The following is a 17,827-nucleotide window of genomic DNA, read 5'->3' as shown; positions in this document are numbered from 1 at the left end:
TGTAAATAAATACCAAACGCATTTATCTACAGCCTTAGTTTTCCTTTTAATATCAAGTATTAAGATTCTACAGGTGCAGTGGAAGTATCATCTTCTCCAACAGTGATATTAAAATCTGCACTAAAAGGAATGTTTAAAATGGTAAGTGTTACATCAAATCCTAAAATTGTAAGTGGAAACATAAATGTTCACCTCTTTATTAATAATATTTCAAACAAGCAAATCATGTATTTTGATTGCTTGTCCTTCACTATAATGTATGTGAATAGATATAATTTGACTGTGCAAATATATCTGTTCTAGAAATAAATCAGAAAATATTGCTTTGCAAAAATTATCTTTCCAATCAAAAATTTTTATGCCACATCTATATAAGTTAATAGTCGAATAAATTTATTGTAATTAGACTACCTTTACTTTAATACCTTTAATTAGGAGGTGTTTCCATTGATTAAATTATTTAAGAAACGATGGATGCTCTTTGATCAAGTAGTGAAACCCTATAAACCTTTTGTAACCGTTGATTATGGAATTATCCCTGTTTCTGTGGATGATATAATCGGACTATCCTTACCAGTAAATAAGATCAGAAATGGAGAAAAACTAAAAGAGCTTCGTCAATCCATAAAACAAGAAGGATGGAAAGATCATTCCCCCGAGGATTTACATTTATACCGACTACCTGATGGGAATTATACTGTAGCTTCTGATGGAAATCACCGTATATTTTTATCTAATCAAATGGATATAACAAAAATTAAAGCGAGGGTTAGCCTTTTAATTCCCGAAAACTATATTCCAGAGAATATGAAAGCAAAAATAGTAGATTATGAGGATAAAGAGAAAACATACCGATTAGAAGCAGAAAAACTCTATGAAACCTTACAAAAACTGGATAGGAATCGGAAAAACGCTAAAGAAGAATTTGCCTTTAGTAATTATCATAAATTATCTGATGATATGTATAAAAGACGGCAACATACACTTCTTGGATTAGCTAGATTTTTAAATTTATTACCTGATGAAGCAGCAGAGTGATTCTGCTGTTTTTTATAGTGTTAATTAATCAGCATAATATAATTATGATAACACCCACATCGAGAAATTCCTCGGATGCCTATATTTTTAAATTATGAGTTTCCCCTTAAACCTCCCAAAGAAAAAAGCCCCGGCACCTATAGCGCCAAGGCTTCTACTTCTTAATACATTTCCATGTACTGATCTCTCTCCCATGGATGGACTTGCGTTCTAAACATATCCCATTCAATCTCTTTAGCTTCAATAAAGTGAACGATGATATGCTCTCCTAGAGCGTCGATCATTGTTTCGTTTTGTTTTAACTCTTCTAGTGCATCTGCTAGTGTTGATGGTAAATCAACAATGCCTTCTGCAATTCTTTCTTCTTTGCTCATGATGTAGATATTTCTATCTACTGGAGCTGGAGGAGTCAATTTGTTTGCAATTCCGTCAAGACCTGCTTTAAGTAATGCTGCCATTGCTAAGTATGGATTTGCTGCTGGATCCACGCTACGTACTTCTACACGAGTGCTTAGGCCACGTGATGCTGGAATACGCATTAATGGTGAACGATTTCGAGCAGACCATGCCACATAGCAAGGTGCCTCGTAGCCAGGTACTAAACGTTTATATGAGTTTACAGTCGGATTGGTAATAGCTGTAAAGCTAGTAGCGTGCTTACCGATTCCGGCAATAAATTGAAGTGCAGTTTCACTTAATTCTAACTCACCTTTTGGATCGTAGAAAGCATTCTCGCCATTTTTGAATAGAGAAAGGTTGCAGTGCATCCCTGATCCGTTCACGCCAAATAATGGTTTTGGCATAAATGTCGCATGTAGACCATGCTTACGAGCAATTGTTTTTACTACTAATTTAAATGTTTGAATTTGGTCACATGCAGTAATCGCATCTGCATATTTGAAATCAATTTCATGCTGACCAGGTGCTACTTCATGGTGAGAAGCTTCAATTTCAAAGCCCATTTCTTCTAATTCTAATACGATATCGCGACGACAGTTTTCCCCTAAATCTGTTGGCGCTAAGTCAAAGTAACCACCATTATCGTTAAGTTCTAAAGAAGGTGCGCCTTTTTCATCTAATTTGAATAAGAAAAATTCTGGCTCAGGTCCAAGATTAAAATCAGTGAATCCTAAGTCTTCCATCTCTTTTAATATTCTTCTTAAATTATTACGAGGATCTCCTTCAAATGGTGTTCCATCTGGATTGTAGATATCACAAATCAAACGTGCAACTTTTCCTTTTTCTGCAGTCCATGGGAATACAACCCAAGTATTCAGATCAGGATATAGATACATATCTGATTCTTCAATACGAACAAAACCTTCGATAGAGGAACCATCAAACATCATTTTGTTATCCAACGCCTTATCTAGCTGACTGATTGGAATTTCCACGTTTTTGATTGTTCCTAAGATATCCGTGAATTGTAAGCGGATAAATTTTACGTTACTTTCACTCGCAAACCTTCTAATGTCATCTTTAGTGTAATTTTTAGCCACGACTATTCCTCCACTCCCTACTTTTCTTCTTATCTATTTTTGAAAATAACGAGACATGTCTCCTTGTCTCATAGAGGGACGATGAGTATTATTAAAGCGACCTGCATTTAATAATTCTTTGCGCAATAATTTGCGTAAATCCTCATCCGATAATTCTCTGCGTGCTTTTTCTGCTTCTTCTTTAACTTCATCTGTCAGCACTTGTTTTTCTTGAACAGAGAATATTTGTTTAATTCCAGCAAGGTTTACTCCTTGATCAATTAGATCTTTAATCTCCAATAATTTATCAATATCCGATAATGAAAAAAGTCTTCTATTGCCATCCGATCTTGCTGGAGCCACTAGTTCGTGTTCTTCATAGTAACGAATTTGTCGAGCAGATAGCTCTGTTAATTGCATGACAATACTTATTGGAAAAAGAGGCATCGATCGACGAATTTGACTACCAGACATAGCATTCGGCTCCTTTAAAATGATTTAATCCACCTTCATTATATGATTGGGGAAAAAAGATGTCAACTAATGTTACACTTTCTTCCCCATTCATGTAACTGAATACTATATTTAAATAGTGATCAGCTTTTGTTCTAGTAATCGGTTAATTGCGATACATATCGCAATTTTTACATGTGAATAGGTTAATCCCCCTTGTACGTAAGCTACATACGGTGGTCGGATTGGACCATCGGCTGTTAATTCAATGCTTGCCCCTTGAATAAATGTTCCAGCCGCCATAATAACATCATCTTCATAACCTGGCATGTAATTTGGATATGCCGTCACATGGGAGTTAATTGGCGATGCATATTGAATGGCTTGGCAAAAAGCAATCATTTTGTCTTTATCATCAAACTGAACAGATTGAATTAGATCTGTGCGATTCGTATTCCAGCTAGGAGAGGAATTCATTCCTAACCTTTCTAGCATCGCTGCGGTGAAAACAGCTCCTTTTAAGCTTTGTCCAACTACATGGGGAGCAAGGAAAAATCCTTGGTACATCTCTTGCAGACTATAAAGAGAAGCACCTGCCTCTGCACCGATTCCAGGTGATGTCATTCGGTAAGAGCATGCTTTTACAAACTCCTCTTTCCCAACAATATATCCACCCGTTTTCGCTATTCCGCCACCTGGATTTTTAATTAACGATCCAGCCATTAAATCTGCACCAACATGGCATGGCTCCAGATCTTCTACGAATTCTCCATAGCAATTATCTACAAAAACAACGACATCTTCTTTAACCTCTTTTACAAAGGCAATCATCTTTTCAATTTCTGCAATTGGAAAAGATGGTCTTGTTGCATACCCTTTTGAACGCTGGATGCCAATCATTTTTGTATTTGCATGAATGGATGCAGCAATTTTTTCATAATCTGGCTGTCCATCTGGAAGCAAATCTACACTGTTATAGCCAATATTAAACTCTCGGAGTGAGCCAATTCCTTCGCCTCTAATTCCAACAATTTCTTCTAACGTATCATATGGTTTACCTGTAATATACAGAAGTTCATCCCCTGGTCGAAGGATCCCAAACAACGCCGTGCTAATGGCATGTGTTCCAGAAATGATTTGTGGTCTCACTAAACCAGCTTCCCCACCGAATACTTCTGCATAAATACTTTCTAACGTATCACGGCCATTATCATCATATCCATACCCAGTTGATGGGATAAAGTGTGATTCACTCACTCGATGATTTTGAAAGCTTGATAAAACACGAAATTGATTGGTATCAATTCTTTTATCAATTGCTTGTTGTACTTCTTTAATTTGTTCTTCCACTTCATTTACTAACGCTTCTAGCTGTGTTCCATATGTTAACTGCTTATACATTTATTTCTCCCATTCCTCTACTTCTATAGGCTTTTTATATTTTAATATAGCATGTTCTTTTAGAGCATACCCTTTACATAAATAATTTTGCGTTTCTTCATCAAAAATTAAGCTACGCAAAACTGTCTCATTTTTTAGCTGAGACAATAATTTTCCGTTATTACTTTCAACCGTTGTCTCATAATATTCCATGTTTTCAATCATGATTTGTTCAATCGTTTGCTTAAGCTGTTCCCTATCTTCATTATCAAAAGCGGTAATTAAAATGCTTTCCGTTTTCGATGTGGGTACAAATTTCGCATGCACTAAATCTTTTTTATTATAGACAGTTAATTGAGGGATTGCAGGTATTTCCAAATCTTCTAGTAATTTATGTACTGTTTCTTCATGCTGAAAATATTCCTCATTTGAGCTATCAACCACATGGAGCAATAAGTCTGCTTCTCGCACCTCTTCTAACGTTGAGCGAAATGCGGCAACTAACGTTGTTGGCAAATCTTGAATAAACCCTACAGTATCTGTAATAAGGGCCGAAAAGCCACTTGGCAAAATTATTTTTCTCGTCATTGGATCTAATGTTGCAAACAGGATATCCTCTTCAAATGAATCTGCTTCAGAGAGACGATTGAACAAAGTCGATTTCCCCGCATTCGTATAACCAACTAATGCGATTTGGAAGGCTCTATTTTTCTTTCGTCTTTCTCGGTAGCGATCTCGATGTTCGACAATAACGTTTAATTGGCTTTTAATATCATCAATTCTTCGTCTAATATGTCTTCTGTCTGATTCAAGCTTTGTTTCACCAGGCCCTCTCGTCCCAATACCTGCACCAAGTCTTGATAATTGGAGACCTTGTCCACCTAAACGTGGCAATAAGTATTGTAATTGGGCTAGCTCTACTTGAAGCTTTCCTTCTTTCGATCTTGCTCTTGAGGCAAATATATCTAGAATAAGCTGTGTTCGGTCAATGATTCTTGCATCCAAATTCTTTGACACATTCCGAACCTGACTTGGTGACAATTCATCATTAAAAATAATTAAGTCTGCTTCTAATTCCTCTGCAAGACTTTCTAATTCTTCAACCTTCCCTTTGCCGATATAGGTGGACGGATGAATTCTTTCTCTCATTTGCGTTAAGGTGGCAACTACTTGTCCATTCGCTGTTTTCGTTAAATTTGCAAGTTCTTCCATTGAATATTCAAATCTGGCAGCGTCATTCTGTGTTTCGCAACCAACCAGAATGACTTTTTCTTTCTCTACTTTGGTTTCCTTCAACTATGTAAACCTTCTTTCCATGCTGAACTTCATCTATTATAGCAAACAAATACCATTTCATCTATTTGCTCCTTATAAGGTTACCCAAATTTTAACGTAGTAAAAATGGTTTGTAAAAAAGCATATTAAAAAAGCTATTCCAAAAGAAATTCTCTCTTTTAGAATAGCATTCTTATCCTTTATTTTTCTTTAGAGTCTAACACTATATCGTTGCTTCTTAATGTCATTAGTTCGTATTTATCATAATTGCTTTGCATAAGTAGGCGCATCGCTTGGGCTCTTATGGATTTTTCGATAATATTGCGGATGTATCGACCATTTGAAAAGCTTTTGGGATTCTGGACATTACGAACAAAGGATAGATGTTCTTTAAGTTTTTTTTCTGCTTCATGACTTAGAGCATATTCTCTTTCTTTTAGCATTCGTTCCGCAATCTCCATTAGCTGATCGGTGGAATAGTCAGGGAAATCAATGACAAGCGGAAATCTAGAATGAAGTCCAGGGTTTAACGATAGGAAAAAATCCATTTCTCTTGAATAGCCTGCCAGAATTAAAATAAAGTCATGCTGCTTATCTTCCATATGCTTCACTAATGTATCAATTGCTTCTTTTCCAAAATCCTTCTCTCCACCTCGACCTAGCGAATAGGCTTCATCAATAAACAGGATCCCCCCCATCGCTTTTTTCACAAGATCCCTTGTTTTCTGTGCTGTATGCCCGATGTATTCCCCAACTAAATCCGCACGCTCCGCTTCAATTAAATGGCCTTTTGATAAGACATTCATTTTTTGAAAAAGCTTGCCAATTAGCCTTGCAACCGTTGTTTTCCCTGTACCTGGATTCCCTTTAAACATCATATGCAAAGCTTGTTTACCCGTTTTCAAGCCATTTTCTTCTCTTTTTTTATTTACATAAATCCATGCGTATATCTCTTTTATCATTTTTTTCATTTCGTCCATGCCAACAAGGCTTCCTAATTCCGCTTCAATTTCCCTAAGTGCTTCATGTTCACTCGGAACAGTTCTGGGGATTGACTCAGCTTCTGGCTTTTCCTTTGGAAGAACCTTCTTTTTCTGTGAGTTGATTACTACGCTGATCTGTCCATTATTCTTCATCCGGATTGGATGCTCCAAAAGCCACACCTCCTCTAAAAACAAAACGCTATAAATCTATCCATCTATAAGGTTCATCAATATTTAAATCCATTCATACTGTTTGCTACTATTCCCCATTGTTAATGTATATTCAGAACATCTTCTATTCATTAAACTATTTTCAGATTATTTTTTTGTTTCAACTTTTAGAACGAGTCTGTAGCCAGAAATATCGCTATGTATAACCCATTATCTTCAATAAGCCACTATAAATTAAAGAAGATTTTTATGGTAAAATATAAAGGAACATTTTGAATAGTATGTAATTTTATCGAAGGCTAGAAGAAAAATTTTTTTCAAGGGAGATAAAAAGATGGCTACAATATTTTTGACCTCGAATGGTTTTTATTCAGAAACAATCAAAGAGGAATTTATGACTGTGCTTAGTAAGCTTGCTAATCCGAAAGCTGTTATTATCACTACTGCCTCCTCACTAAAGGAAAAAAATAGATTTGCCCTTAAAACGAAAAATGATTTTTTAGAGTTGGGCATAAACCAAGTAGATTTTATCGATGTAGAAGTAGAAAAGGGAGAGAAACTAAAGGAGTATAATATCATTTATATTAATGGTGGAAATCCCTTTCGCTTGCTGTATTTCATAAAAAAAAGTCGCGCTGACACCGTCTTAAAGGAGTTATCCGAGAATAGTATCATTATAGGAGCAAGTGCTGGTGCAGTTATTTTAGGGCCTTCTATTGATATGGTACATCATTTTTCTCCTGAATTGAATGAAGTAGACTTAAATGACTTCACAGCTTTATCATTAACAGACATCGCTATCTTTCCTCATTCTGATCGAGAAGATGTTTTTAAAGACGACTACGGAAAAAGCATAGAGGATCGCTTGTTGGAGTTTGAAAAGGATTCAAATATCTCCATAACTAGTTTAAAAGATGACGAATACATCCTTTTAAATGGCTAATCAAGTGCACCTTCAGTGGGGATTGTCCTTCCTCTCTGGTGTACCTATATCCATTTAAAACAGACTAAACCTATTCGATTTAGTCTGTTTCATCCAATATTTATCCAACTATTTTTTCGCGGTATACTTAAATCTTACTGCGTTACCTTGCATATTCCTATGTAGCCGTAGGGTTTACATAATGTCCAATCCACTTCTTTTATTGAACTTGTGTACCCTCTAAATCAATTTGTACATTTTTTTGTGGGGAAAATGTGGAAATCGCATGCTTATAAACTAGCTGCTGTTTGCCTTCTGATTCAAATAATACGGTGAAATTATCGAAACCTTTTATAAATCCACGTATTTGGAATCCGTTTAATAAGAATACCGTTACGTTTGTGCCATCTTTACGTAATTGATTTAAAAATTGATCTTGAATGTTAACTGATTGCTTCATGAAAATCCTCCTCTTTTCTCTCTACTATTATGTATTCGATTTTATTTTTAGCATTCCTTCTAAATAAGACGAAATTTCCTGTAAATTTTTTGTTATGTCATGTGTTTTGACGCTTTCTGTCATATCAAACCACTGTACATTCATTTTATTGCGGAACCAAGTTAATTGCCGCTTTGCATATCTCCTTGAATTCTGCTTTAACTCTTCAATCGAATCTTCCAAGCTTAACAGACCATCGTAATACTTGTAGATTTCTTTATAGCCGATTGCCTGAAGTGATTGACAGTCTCTAATACCCTTTTCATAGAAGTGCTGAACTTCCTCTAATAAGCCGATTTCAAGCATTTGCTCCACTCGTTTATTAATTCGCTCATATAGAACATTTCTTTCCATTGTTAAGCCAATTAATGCAGAATCATAAAGGGATTCCTGCTTCTGTTCCCTTTGTATGTCAGACATTTTTCTGCCCGTTACATGAAAGACCTCTAATGCTCTAATCACACGCCTGACATTATGATGATGAATGGCAGCAGCAGCTTCTGAATCCACTTTATTCAACATGTCATGAATGGTCAAGGTTCCTTCCGCTTGTGCCATTTCCTCTAATTTCGTTCGGAATGCTGTGTCTGTTGCCGTTTCTTGAAACTGATAATCGTATAATACAGCTTGAATATACAAACCAGTTCCGCCAACGATAAACGGTACTTTTCCTCTTGAAGTTATTTCCGTTATTTTTTTGCGAACAAGCTCCTGAAATTGCGCCACGGAAAAACTTTCATCAGGCTCTAAGATATCAATTAAATGATGGGGAACTCCTTGCATTTCTTCTTTGGATATTTTAGCTGTCGCAATATCCATTCCTTTATAAATCTGCATAGAATCTCCGCTAATGATTTCCCCGTCGAATTTTTTCGCCAGTTCAATGCTTAAATTTGTCTTCCCTACAGCGGTAGGTCCAATTAGCACTACAACTTTTTCTTTTAATGTCAAATGATTCAACTGCCTTTTCAAACATTTAGCTATTTTTTAAGCTATTATTATTATTTTATCACATTCCTCCGTGCAGTTTAACCTGTAAGCATTATTACCCAAACTTTATAAAATATACAATATTTTAATAATCGACATTTATTTTTTTCTTCCCTGCTGAGTATATATTTATCGTATAAGTATCATTTTGAACAAGCCCTTTTATTTCCTCGCTTTGCAAAAATTGATCCAGCGATCGTTTAATGGCCCGTGCTATCTCCTCTTTTTTTTTATCTTTTGTTAAAAAAAACGTATAAATATCGATGATTACGTTTTTCTCCGTTGTATCAGTTCTTATTCTTTCAATATTATATTCCTTTCCTAACAAGAATCCCTCATTGAAATAGGGTGATAATTTTAACCATCTTTCTCGTCGATCCACTATTTGTTTATTATAATAAGAAACCGTCACTGGTGCTTTATGATGGTATTTATGTATAATTTCTTGAACCCTCCTAAGTTCTGATTCCTCTGTTACTAGTTCAATATCGTCTGGAAAGGATACGATCCATCCTATTACTTTTCCTTGATCTGAATAGTCTCCTGGCCATAGTTTTAACCTTTTCTCTTTTGCCTCTGAAACTATTTGATAGGCAGCTTCGTCAATGCCAAACGCTTTTTTATCATAATCCAATTGGACAGCATACGTAATGTCTTTTTCCTTCAATTGTTGATAGACAAAGCGAATGATTTCTGACTTCTTTTGATAGAGTTCTTCCTTCTCTACGCCAATATAAACTTCTGCTTCCTCAAAATTGACAATGACAGAAAATCCATCTTCTTGAAATACTTCTGTTAATCTTGCTTTAATCATTTCGTCCAATTTATTTCCTTTATAAATCATTAATAAATCAGGACCTTGTTTCGCTTGCGTTTTTTCTACAATTCCACTATTCATTGCCCCGCCAACGATAAGAAGATGGAGTATGATGAAAGAATACAACACAGTCTTTTTTGCATTTATCAAGTTCCTCTTATTTAAATCATCAAGTGAAAAAGGATACGCTAGTGACTTCCCTTTCTCAAGGAGCCTGTCTACAAATGTAGCAAGAGCAATTCTATTTGATGCTAGGAGCTGTAGAAAGGAAAATAATCTTCTTCTGATTTCTCTTATTGATTTTCCTATGATTCTAGCAATCTTTCCTATATCTAGTTGAAAATAGTAATGTAGCAAAAGGATTGACTGATTGATTTTCCCTAAAAAATTAAGGGAATATTCCGATAACAATGAATCTAAAATCGTTCTGCTATCATCAGCTTTCCAATGCTTCAGAATATAGCGGTATCCTCTTTCGATAAGACAAGGTGCAAAAAAAGTGGTCGAAGGCTTTTTTAAAAAAGCCTTGACGATATCAAGAGACATTTCCCTATCACCAGTTAAAAACTCCGCAAAAATTAGCCAATCTTTTTCTTTATTGCTTTCGACTAGCTTTGCGCTCTTCAATAAAATCCCCTCCGTTATATACAAATATGATTAAGTGTCTAATTGGATTTCATTGCCGTTTTTTCCAAAAACCTTCATTACATATGGTACATGATGAAGGAGTTCCTGAATGTCTTCATACTGTAAAAAAAATCGCAAAGATCTTTTCAATTCGTTTAATAAGTCTTGATTTTTGGCGATATCTTCGTCTGTTGATAGAGATATTTCCGTATATACACTAATTTCCAAAACACCATCCACATAGGAAGGAAAGATATCATATATTTTATAGTTATTCTTGCTAAAGACATATGCCTCTGCTAAGGCAGGATAAATCTCCCAAATGGCTTTTTCCATTTCTACCACTTCCGCTTCAACTGATCCAAATGAAAAATTCCATTCTAAATTATATTTACTTATGATGGTTTCAATTTCTCCCTTTAAATTCATTTTTTCTTCCTCTGTAACCTTATCTGATAAAATGAGTTCTGTTGATTCACCAGATTGATTACTCGTATAGCTTTGCATATAATAATAAGGTTTTGCTGTCACTAATTGGAATATCTCCTGTTCCATTTCCACCTGTTTGTCCGCGACATTTTGTTCCTCTGTTTGCTCCACTTCTATTTCTTGGGTAATCTCTTCATATTCAATCACATAATCCAGGTCTCTTTCCTTTAAATACGCTTCAATTAACGCTGTTACCTCTTCCTTATTTTCCAGACTCTCTGGCGTATAAAATTGGAGATTGAGTGTATCCGTTCCGACATCCGGATAAGTATAAATATCCGGATATCCTTTTTGTTGAATCTCCTCATTCAGCTGGAAGATGCCGCCCTGCTTATAGTATTTATACACATCTGGCCCTAAACTAACTCTCGTCTTTCCAAGTGTTTCCTGATTAATAGACCCTCCCGCAAATAAAACCAACAAAGTGAGTAAAATCACTGGGGACTTTCTCCAACTCCTTTTACTCGTCTCTATATGTAGGGTTTTCTTTTCTGTAACTTGATTAAGCTGTAACGAACTTTTTAGTATACTAACCTCTTTTTTGATTACATCCTCTATATGATGAATGGGAACTAATTTGCCATTATTGGTATATATAATAAGGGAAGAATAAATTACTTGTTTCGCTTTTCTTTCTGAAATCGGTAGATATTGCGCTATTTTTTTATAAGAAAAACCGTAGTAATACTTTAGTAAAAAAGCAAGCCGAGCTTGTTCGTCAAGTAAACCTAGTCGAGTTAATAGAATACTAGAATCCAAGGATTTATAGATAATCTCCTTATTGCGGTAATATTTTATATAGTCCTTGATTATTGGTTTTAGATAAAAACGAGCAGATGACGGAAAGGACCACTTATCCCTCACTTGCTCTATCGTTCGGTCTAACAATCGTTCTGCTAGTCCACTATCTCCAGTTAATAAGAATGCTAGTAAATACCATTCATCTATATTATCTTGTATATTTATTTGTTTTTTCCATTGTTTACGACGTAAATTCAGGGCATGTTCCGCCTTTCTTGTAAGTCTCCATATATTACCTTTATTTTAAAGGAAGACAGAACGGTTGTCATTATCTTCTGTTTGAAAATTCATTCTTGAATAAATATTCAGTTTAAACTATTAATCTCAAACGTGCTGTACTTAGCGAGTTTATAATAGTAATAATTTTTAACAACAAAATTCAAGCACAAAAAAACTGCCTTGATTCTACAAAGCAGTTTTTCCCTATGAAAAATTAGGATAATTCCAACATTCTATCCAATGCCAATTTTGCATTCGAGGCAATTGGCTCTTCGACAATAATTCGATTGCTTTCAAAATCCTCTTCGATGGATTCTAAGCACCATACAAAATGAGGCAAATCAATCCGGTTCATTGTTAAACAAGCACACATATAGGGATTGAGGGAGATGATTTCTTTATCTTGGTGTTCTTTTATAATCCGATTGACTAAGTTCATTTCCGTACCGATGGCAAAAGCACTTCCTGGCTCTGCCTTTTCGATTACATCAATAATATAGTTTGTTGAACCAGCTAAATCAGATGCTGCTACGACTTCTCTGCTGCACTCAGGATGGACAATGATTTTCATATGTGGATATTGTTTTCTTACTTGCTCCACATTTTTAACGGTAAAGTTCTCGTGGACGGAGCAATGCCCCTTCCAAAGGATTACTTTCACTTCTTCCATTGGTCCTTCATAGACAAGTTCATTTTTGATTGGATCCCAAATCGCCATTTTTTCTAAAGGAACCCCTAAATTATAGGCTGTATTTCTGCCTAGATGCTGATCAGGTAAAAATAGTAATCTTTCCTTTTGTGTAAAAGCCCAAGATACCATTTTTTCAGCATTGGAGGAGGTTACGGTTGCTCCTCCATTTTCTCCGACGAATGCTTTAATAGCTGCTGTTGAATTGACATAGGTAAGCGGAATAATCGTGTCGCCAAACAATTCCTGAAGCTTTGTCCAAGCTCGATTTGTCTGATAAATATCGGCCATATCAGCCATGGAACAACCTGCTCGCATATCTGGCAAATAGACTTTCTGCTTCTCTGTTGTTAAAATATCCGCTGTTTCTGCCATAAAATGAACACCGCAAAAGACAATATACTCTGCTTCTGTGTTTTCTGCAGCAACTTGTGCTAGCTTTAAACTATCCCCTGTAGCATCGGAAAATTGAATGACTTCATCCTTTTGATAATGATGGCCTGGAATAAAAAGTTTTTTTCCTAAGCGCTGCCTGATACTTGCTACTCGTTCTTCTAATTCTGTGTTTGTCATCGCTAAGTATTTTTCAGGTATCGTATTTGAAGCTTGTAATCCCTCTAAAATATTCATTTTCCTCTCCCCTTTTATCCATTAATGAATACTTACTTTCACACTAATATCTAAAGCTTTCACCGAATGCGTTAAAAATCCTAATGAAATATAGTCCACTCCACACTCTCGATAAGAAGCAAGATTATCTAAAGTAATTCCACCAGACGCTTCTGTTGTCACAGTTTCTGGGACATGGGGAATCCACTCGACAATTTCTTCTGGCTTCCGATTATCAAACATAATAACATCTGCGCCAGCCGCTAAAGCTTCAAACATTTGCTCCTTCGTTTCTGTCTCCACTTCCACCTTTACCATATGACCAATCGACTCTTTAACTGCCTTCACTGCATTGGCAATCGAACCGGCGAATGCAATATGGTTATCTTTAATCATTACCGCATCATACAGTCCAAAGCGATGATTATGTCCTCCCCCAACAGTTACTGCATATTTTTCCAACATCCGTAATCCTGGTGTCGTTTTTCTCGTATCACAGATTTTCGTATAGCCACTATTTAATATTTCTACCGCTTCTCTTGTTTTCGTTGCAATCCCGCTCATTCTTTGGATAAGATTTAAAATAACGCGTTCACCTTTTAAAAGCTCTCTAATATTTCCTCTTGCTGTCGCCAATTTTTGGCCTGCTTCAATTCGATCTCCATCCTGGACAAGCATGGTTACTTCTATTGCTCGGTTTAGAACCTTGAATCCTACTTGAATAATATCTTCCCCACAAAAAACACCATTGTCTTTCGATAGAAAAACAATTTCTCCTTGCTGCTCTTTTGGAAAAATCGCATCTGTCGTCACATCACGTTCGCCGATATCTTCCATAAAAAATGCTTCCAGTTGTTTCTGCAATTTTAATTGGTTCATTTTGATTCTCCTTTGTTCTTTCACGTTTAAAGCTAACCTTTTTCTTCATCCATTCATCCCTTTCTACTGGATAATCGGAGCGAAAATGGCCGCCTCTACTTTCTTTTCTTTCTAAAGCAGATTTTGTAATTAGAAAAGCAGTCATTAGCATAAAGTATTTCTCTATCTCTTCGATTGATTTATTTTCTAGTGAGAGTTTAAAACGATCTGATATTCCAAATTCTTCAAGCCACTGCAGATGCATGCGTAGATTTATTTCATTTCGAACAATGCCTACATTCTCCATCATTCGTCTTTGAATCTCTGCTTTTTCTGGAAAAATGGGAGAGAAGTTCGGATTTCTTTCTTTGTTATCCGTTTTGATACACTGCTCTTTTATTTTTGGCGACTTTTGAAGAAGCTTTGCCAGTTTTCCCCCCATATATAATCCCTCTAAGAGAGAATTGCTTGCTAGGCGGTTGGCACCATGAAATCCAGTGCAAGCAGCCTCTCCAATTGCATATAGATTATGCACCGTTGTTCTACCATACAAATCTGTGTCAACTCCACCCATTAAAAAATGGCTACCAGGAGCAACTGGAAGTAATCCTTTTTGCAAATCAATGCCTTGCTCTACACACATTTTTGTGATGGAAGGAAATCTTTCTTGAAAATTAGCAATCATTGAAATATCTAAATAGACTGTCTCTCCTTTCGATAAATACTGATAAATTGTTTGGGAGACAATATGGCGTGGTGCTAAATCTTTATAGGGATGGACTTTTTCCATGACATACTCTCCAGAAGCTGTAACTAATCTTGCTCCATCTCCTCTAACTGCTTCTGAAATAAGGCCAACCGTTTTTCCGTTTACATAGAGTAATGTAGGATGAAATTGTATGAATTCCATATCACTAATCGAAGCTCCAGCTAAATAAGCAAGGGCAATCCCATCACCAGTTATGGTGGAAGCACTACTGGAATAAGCGAATAGCTTCCCACATCCTCCTGTTGCGATAACGGTATGAGCGCTATAAAATTCCGAACGAGTGCCATCTGGTAATATTCCTTTTGCGCCAAAACATTGATTAGTATTAGTATTTACCATTAATTCATAGACAAAAACATTTTCGATGATTTCTATATTGTTCGTCATCGTTTCCGTTAGGTAATTCATCACCTGTTTTCCCGTTGTATCGCCTCCACTATGGACAATTCTTTTTTCAGAATGAGCCCCTTCCATTCCTAATGCAAGCTTTCCTGCTGTATCCTCATCAAATCTGCATCCATCATGCCATAATTCGTTTATTAAGCTAGGTGCTGCTCTAGTCATTTCGGCAACTACTTCTGGATTATTGTGAAAACGTCCTGCTTCTAACGTATCGAGTGCATGCTTTCTATAATCATCTGAATCTCCCATACTTGCAGCGATTCCACCTTGTGCTAAATAAGAATTGCTCATTTCCGCCTGTGATTTTGTGAGAATAATCACATTTAGGTCAGTTGAAAGTTTTTTAGCTAGCTGTAAACTAGCGATTCCACTGCCAATAATTAATACATCCGCGTCCATTTTTTACCCTCCTGTTTTACAGGTGTCTTGACACTTATATTTACATAGATTTAAAATTATGACAAGTGTTTTTTATTAAAAGATTTTCTAATACTAACATTCATCTTTTTATTATCAAAATAATAAGCGAGAACAACGCAAGCCTTCTTCTCCTACAACTTAATCCTATTGGAGGAATTTCTAATGAAATATTTTGATCATGCGGCTACTACGCCTTTAGATTCTGACGCAGCTACAACTTATATGGAGGTAGCCTGTAAATACTTTGGTAATACGAATAGTCTCCATGATATGGGAGATACAGCTAATACAATCGTTGAGAATTGTCGCAGTGAATGGGGAAGATTATTAAACGTTGATAAAAATGGGATATATTTCACCAGTGGTGGTACGGAAAGTAATTTTTTAATCTTGCAAAGCTTGCTATTGGCATCAAAAAAAGAAGGAAAACATCTCATTACATCGGCAGCTGAGCATGCTTCGATTCATAGTACGATGCAAGCTTTAGCAGACAAGGGCTATGAAATTACCTATCTACCTTTATTGGAAACTGGTGTAATCGATATAGAATTGCTAGAGGAATCCATTCGACCTGACACCATACTTGTTTCCATTCAGCATGTGAATTCTGAAATTGGCGCTATCCAACCGATAAAAGAAATTGGTGCGATCTGCAAAAAATATGATGTTCTTTTTCATAGTGATATGGTCCAAAGTATCGGAAAGATAGAGGTTAAGGAAGTAACTCCCTTTGTCGATGCCTTATCACTCTCGAGCCATAAATTCTATGGACCAAAAGGCGTTGGCATTGCCTATATTAGCCCGAAAACTCCTTGGATGCCAATGTTAGCGAATGGCAGTCATGAAAATGGCTTTCGTTCTGGCACCGTAAATACAGCAGGCATTGCTAGTATGACAGTCGCTGCTCAAAAAACATGCTCCAAGTTAACAGAATATATCAGCAAGCTTACTCATTTGCGTAACTTATTTAAAGAAACGATAAATATGGAGTCTATCGTTATTTTTGAATGCTCGGAACAATATCCAGGCATTATCGGCTTGCGCGTTAAAGGAATACAGGGCCAATGGCTGGTGCTGGAATGCAATCGACAGGGCTTCGCCATCTCTACAGGGAGTGCATGTCAAGTCGGGAAACAGGCTCCTTCTAAAACAATGAAGGCGTTGGGACTATCAGATGGAGAGGCAAAAGAGTTTATTCGGATGTCAATGGGGAGAGATAATACGGAAGAAGATATAATTGATTTGGCGAATGTAATCAATGCATTAGCTTTATCCATAGTAGATGCGGGTAGTTGATTAAACTTTATTCACTATATTTAAGGCTTGAAGCCTTATTCTGTGGATGGAATAAGGCTTTATATTATCATTTATTGCTATATTAATTGACTGTAGCTAAACAATTATAGAAGTGTTTTTGTCATTATATAATCTAATTGTTCTTCATCCCCCATAAAAAAAGAATGTGTCCCCTTTTGAACAAATCCATTTTTTTGATAAAACCCTATCGCATTATCATTTTTTTCCCATACCCCTAGCCAGATCATCCTTTTCTTTTCCTTCTTTGCAATTTCCACCGCTTTATTTATCAAATATTGACCAATCCCATGTTTTTGAAATCTGCTCTTTACATAAATTCTTTCTATTTCTAGGAATTCTTCCCCCATTTTTTCAGACTGAGCTTCATTTATATTGACCTTTAAATACCCAGCATGTTGGTTATTAAAAAAGACAAAATAAAATTGGGAAGAAATATTGGATATTTCCTTTTCTAATTGATTGAGGGTAAATGCATTTTCAAGATAAAATTTCATATTTTCTAATGAATTCTCATGTTTAAATGTCTCGTTAAATGTTTCGATGCTTATTTCTTGAAGCTTATGTAAATCTGCGAGTGTACATTTTTTAATCGTTATTGTCATTGAATTTTTCACTCCCCATG

At 36.0% G+C, this 17,827-nt stretch carries 17 protein-coding genes; 3 read left to right on the top strand and 14 right to left on the bottom strand.

Going from position 1 to position 17,827, the window contains the following annotated elements; all coding sequences use genetic code 11:
* Nucleotides 1–59 precede the first annotated feature (59 nt).
* Nucleotides 60–182, bottom strand: coding sequence for a hypothetical protein (locus NYE52_RS10620; protein ID WP_341193028.1), 123 nt, complete (start codon nucleotides 180–182; stop codon nucleotides 60–62).
* Nucleotides 183–447: 265 nt separating this feature from the next.
* Here NYE52_RS10620 and NYE52_RS10615 point away from each other — a divergent pair, with 265 nt between their 5' ends.
* The gene (locus NYE52_RS10615; protein WP_341193027.1) at nucleotides 448–1,038 is read left to right on the top strand and encodes a hypothetical protein; all 591 of its coding nucleotides are present in this window, start codon (nucleotides 448–450) and stop codon (nucleotides 1,036–1,038) included.
* A gap of 161 nt (nucleotides 1,039–1,199) precedes the next feature.
* Here NYE52_RS10615 and glnA read toward each other — a convergent pair whose 3' ends face one another.
* The 5 genes from glnA to spoVK form a co-directional block, all read right to left on the bottom strand.
* Entirely contained in the window at nucleotides 1,200–2,510 is a 1,311-nt protein-coding gene (glnA, locus tag NYE52_RS10610) for a type I glutamate--ammonia ligase (protein ID WP_445669145.1), read from the bottom strand.
* 60 nt (nucleotides 2,511–2,570) lie between these two features.
* The gene (locus NYE52_RS10605; RefSeq protein ID WP_341193025.1) at nucleotides 2,571–2,990 is read right to left on the bottom strand and encodes a MerR family transcriptional regulator; all 420 of its coding nucleotides are present in this window, start codon (nucleotides 2,988–2,990) and stop codon (nucleotides 2,571–2,573) included.
* Nucleotides 2,991–3,101: 111 nt separating this feature from the next.
* Nucleotides 3,102–4,370 carry a methionine gamma-lyase family protein gene (locus NYE52_RS10600; protein ID WP_341193024.1) on the bottom strand — a complete coding sequence of 423 codons (1,269 nt, stop codon included), beginning with the start codon at nucleotides 4,368–4,370 and terminating at the stop codon, nucleotides 3,102–3,104.
* Nucleotides 4,371–5,645, bottom strand: a complete 1,275-nt coding sequence (hflX, locus tag NYE52_RS10595) for a GTPase HflX (RefSeq protein WP_341193023.1) — start codon at nucleotides 5,643–5,645, stop codon at nucleotides 4,371–4,373.
* A gap of 179 nt (nucleotides 5,646–5,824) precedes the next feature.
* Nucleotides 5,825–6,778: a stage V sporulation protein K gene (spoVK, locus tag NYE52_RS10590; RefSeq protein ID WP_341193022.1), complete on the bottom strand. Its 954-nt coding sequence runs from the start codon at nucleotides 6,776–6,778 to the stop codon at nucleotides 5,825–5,827.
* A 334-nt stretch (nucleotides 6,779–7,112) separates the two neighbouring features.
* Between spoVK and NYE52_RS10585 the strand changes: the two genes are divergently transcribed.
* Nucleotides 7,113–7,721, top strand: coding sequence for a Type 1 glutamine amidotransferase-like domain-containing protein (locus NYE52_RS10585; RefSeq protein ID WP_341193021.1), 609 nt, complete (start codon nucleotides 7,113–7,115; stop codon nucleotides 7,719–7,721).
* Nucleotides 7,722–7,920: 199 nt separating this feature from the next.
* On the opposite strand, the gene hfq is transcribed toward NYE52_RS10585, so the two are convergent.
* The 7 genes from hfq to nadB form a co-directional block, all read right to left on the bottom strand.
* Nucleotides 7,921–8,160: an RNA chaperone Hfq gene (gene hfq, locus NYE52_RS10580; protein WP_341193020.1), complete on the bottom strand. Its 240-nt coding sequence runs from the start codon at nucleotides 8,158–8,160 to the stop codon at nucleotides 7,921–7,923.
* 27 nt (nucleotides 8,161–8,187) lie between these two features.
* Complete coding sequence (miaA, locus tag NYE52_RS10575; RefSeq protein ID WP_341193019.1) at nucleotides 8,188–9,150, bottom strand: tRNA (adenosine(37)-N6)-dimethylallyltransferase MiaA; 963 nt, start codon at nucleotides 9,148–9,150, stop codon at nucleotides 8,188–8,190.
* Nucleotides 9,151–9,274: 124 nt separating this feature from the next.
* Nucleotides 9,275–10,633, bottom strand: coding sequence for a DUF4030 domain-containing protein (locus NYE52_RS10570; protein ID WP_341193018.1), 1,359 nt, complete (start codon nucleotides 10,631–10,633; stop codon nucleotides 9,275–9,277).
* Between the two features lie 30 nt (nucleotides 10,634–10,663).
* Complete coding sequence (locus tag NYE52_RS10565) at nucleotides 10,664–11,881, bottom strand: sigma-70 region 4 domain-containing protein (protein WP_341193017.1); 1,218 nt, start codon at nucleotides 11,879–11,881, stop codon at nucleotides 10,664–10,666.
* 475 nt (nucleotides 11,882–12,356) lie between these two features.
* Complete coding sequence (gene nadA, locus NYE52_RS10560) at nucleotides 12,357–13,460, bottom strand: quinolinate synthase NadA (protein ID WP_341193016.1); 1,104 nt, start codon at nucleotides 13,458–13,460, stop codon at nucleotides 12,357–12,359.
* 21 nt (nucleotides 13,461–13,481) lie between these two features.
* On the bottom strand, nucleotides 13,482–14,318 hold the full coding sequence (gene nadC, locus NYE52_RS10555; RefSeq protein ID WP_341193015.1) for a carboxylating nicotinate-nucleotide diphosphorylase: 837 nt from the start codon (nucleotides 14,316–14,318) through the stop codon (nucleotides 13,482–13,484).
* Nucleotides 14,254–15,867: an L-aspartate oxidase gene (gene nadB, locus NYE52_RS10550; protein ID WP_341193014.1), complete on the bottom strand. Its 1,614-nt coding sequence runs from the start codon at nucleotides 15,865–15,867 to the stop codon at nucleotides 14,254–14,256. The genes nadC and nadB overlap by 65 nt, the downstream gene beginning before the upstream one ends.
* Nucleotides 15,868–16,050: 183 nt before the next feature.
* Here nadB and NYE52_RS10545 point away from each other — a divergent pair, with 183 nt between their 5' ends.
* Nucleotides 16,051–17,184 (top strand): IscS subfamily cysteine desulfurase, encoded by a 1,134-nt coding sequence (locus tag NYE52_RS10545; protein WP_341193013.1) that lies wholly within the window; start codon nucleotides 16,051–16,053, stop codon nucleotides 17,182–17,184.
* Nucleotides 17,185–17,288: 104 nt separating this feature from the next.
* Here the strand turns inward: NYE52_RS10545 and NYE52_RS10540 are convergent, their stop codons facing one another.
* Nucleotides 17,289–17,807 (bottom strand): GNAT family N-acetyltransferase, encoded by a 519-nt coding sequence (locus NYE52_RS10540; RefSeq protein ID WP_341193012.1) that lies wholly within the window; start codon nucleotides 17,805–17,807, stop codon nucleotides 17,289–17,291.
* Nucleotides 17,808–17,827: the final 20 nt, after the last annotated feature.

This window comes from Niallia sp. FSL W8-0635, assembly GCF_038007965.1.
Classification (GTDB): Bacteria; Bacillota; Bacilli; order Bacillales; family Cytobacillaceae; genus Niallia.
Note: the sequence above shows the minus strand (reverse complement) of the source record. Positions and strands in the feature narration are given on the sequence as shown.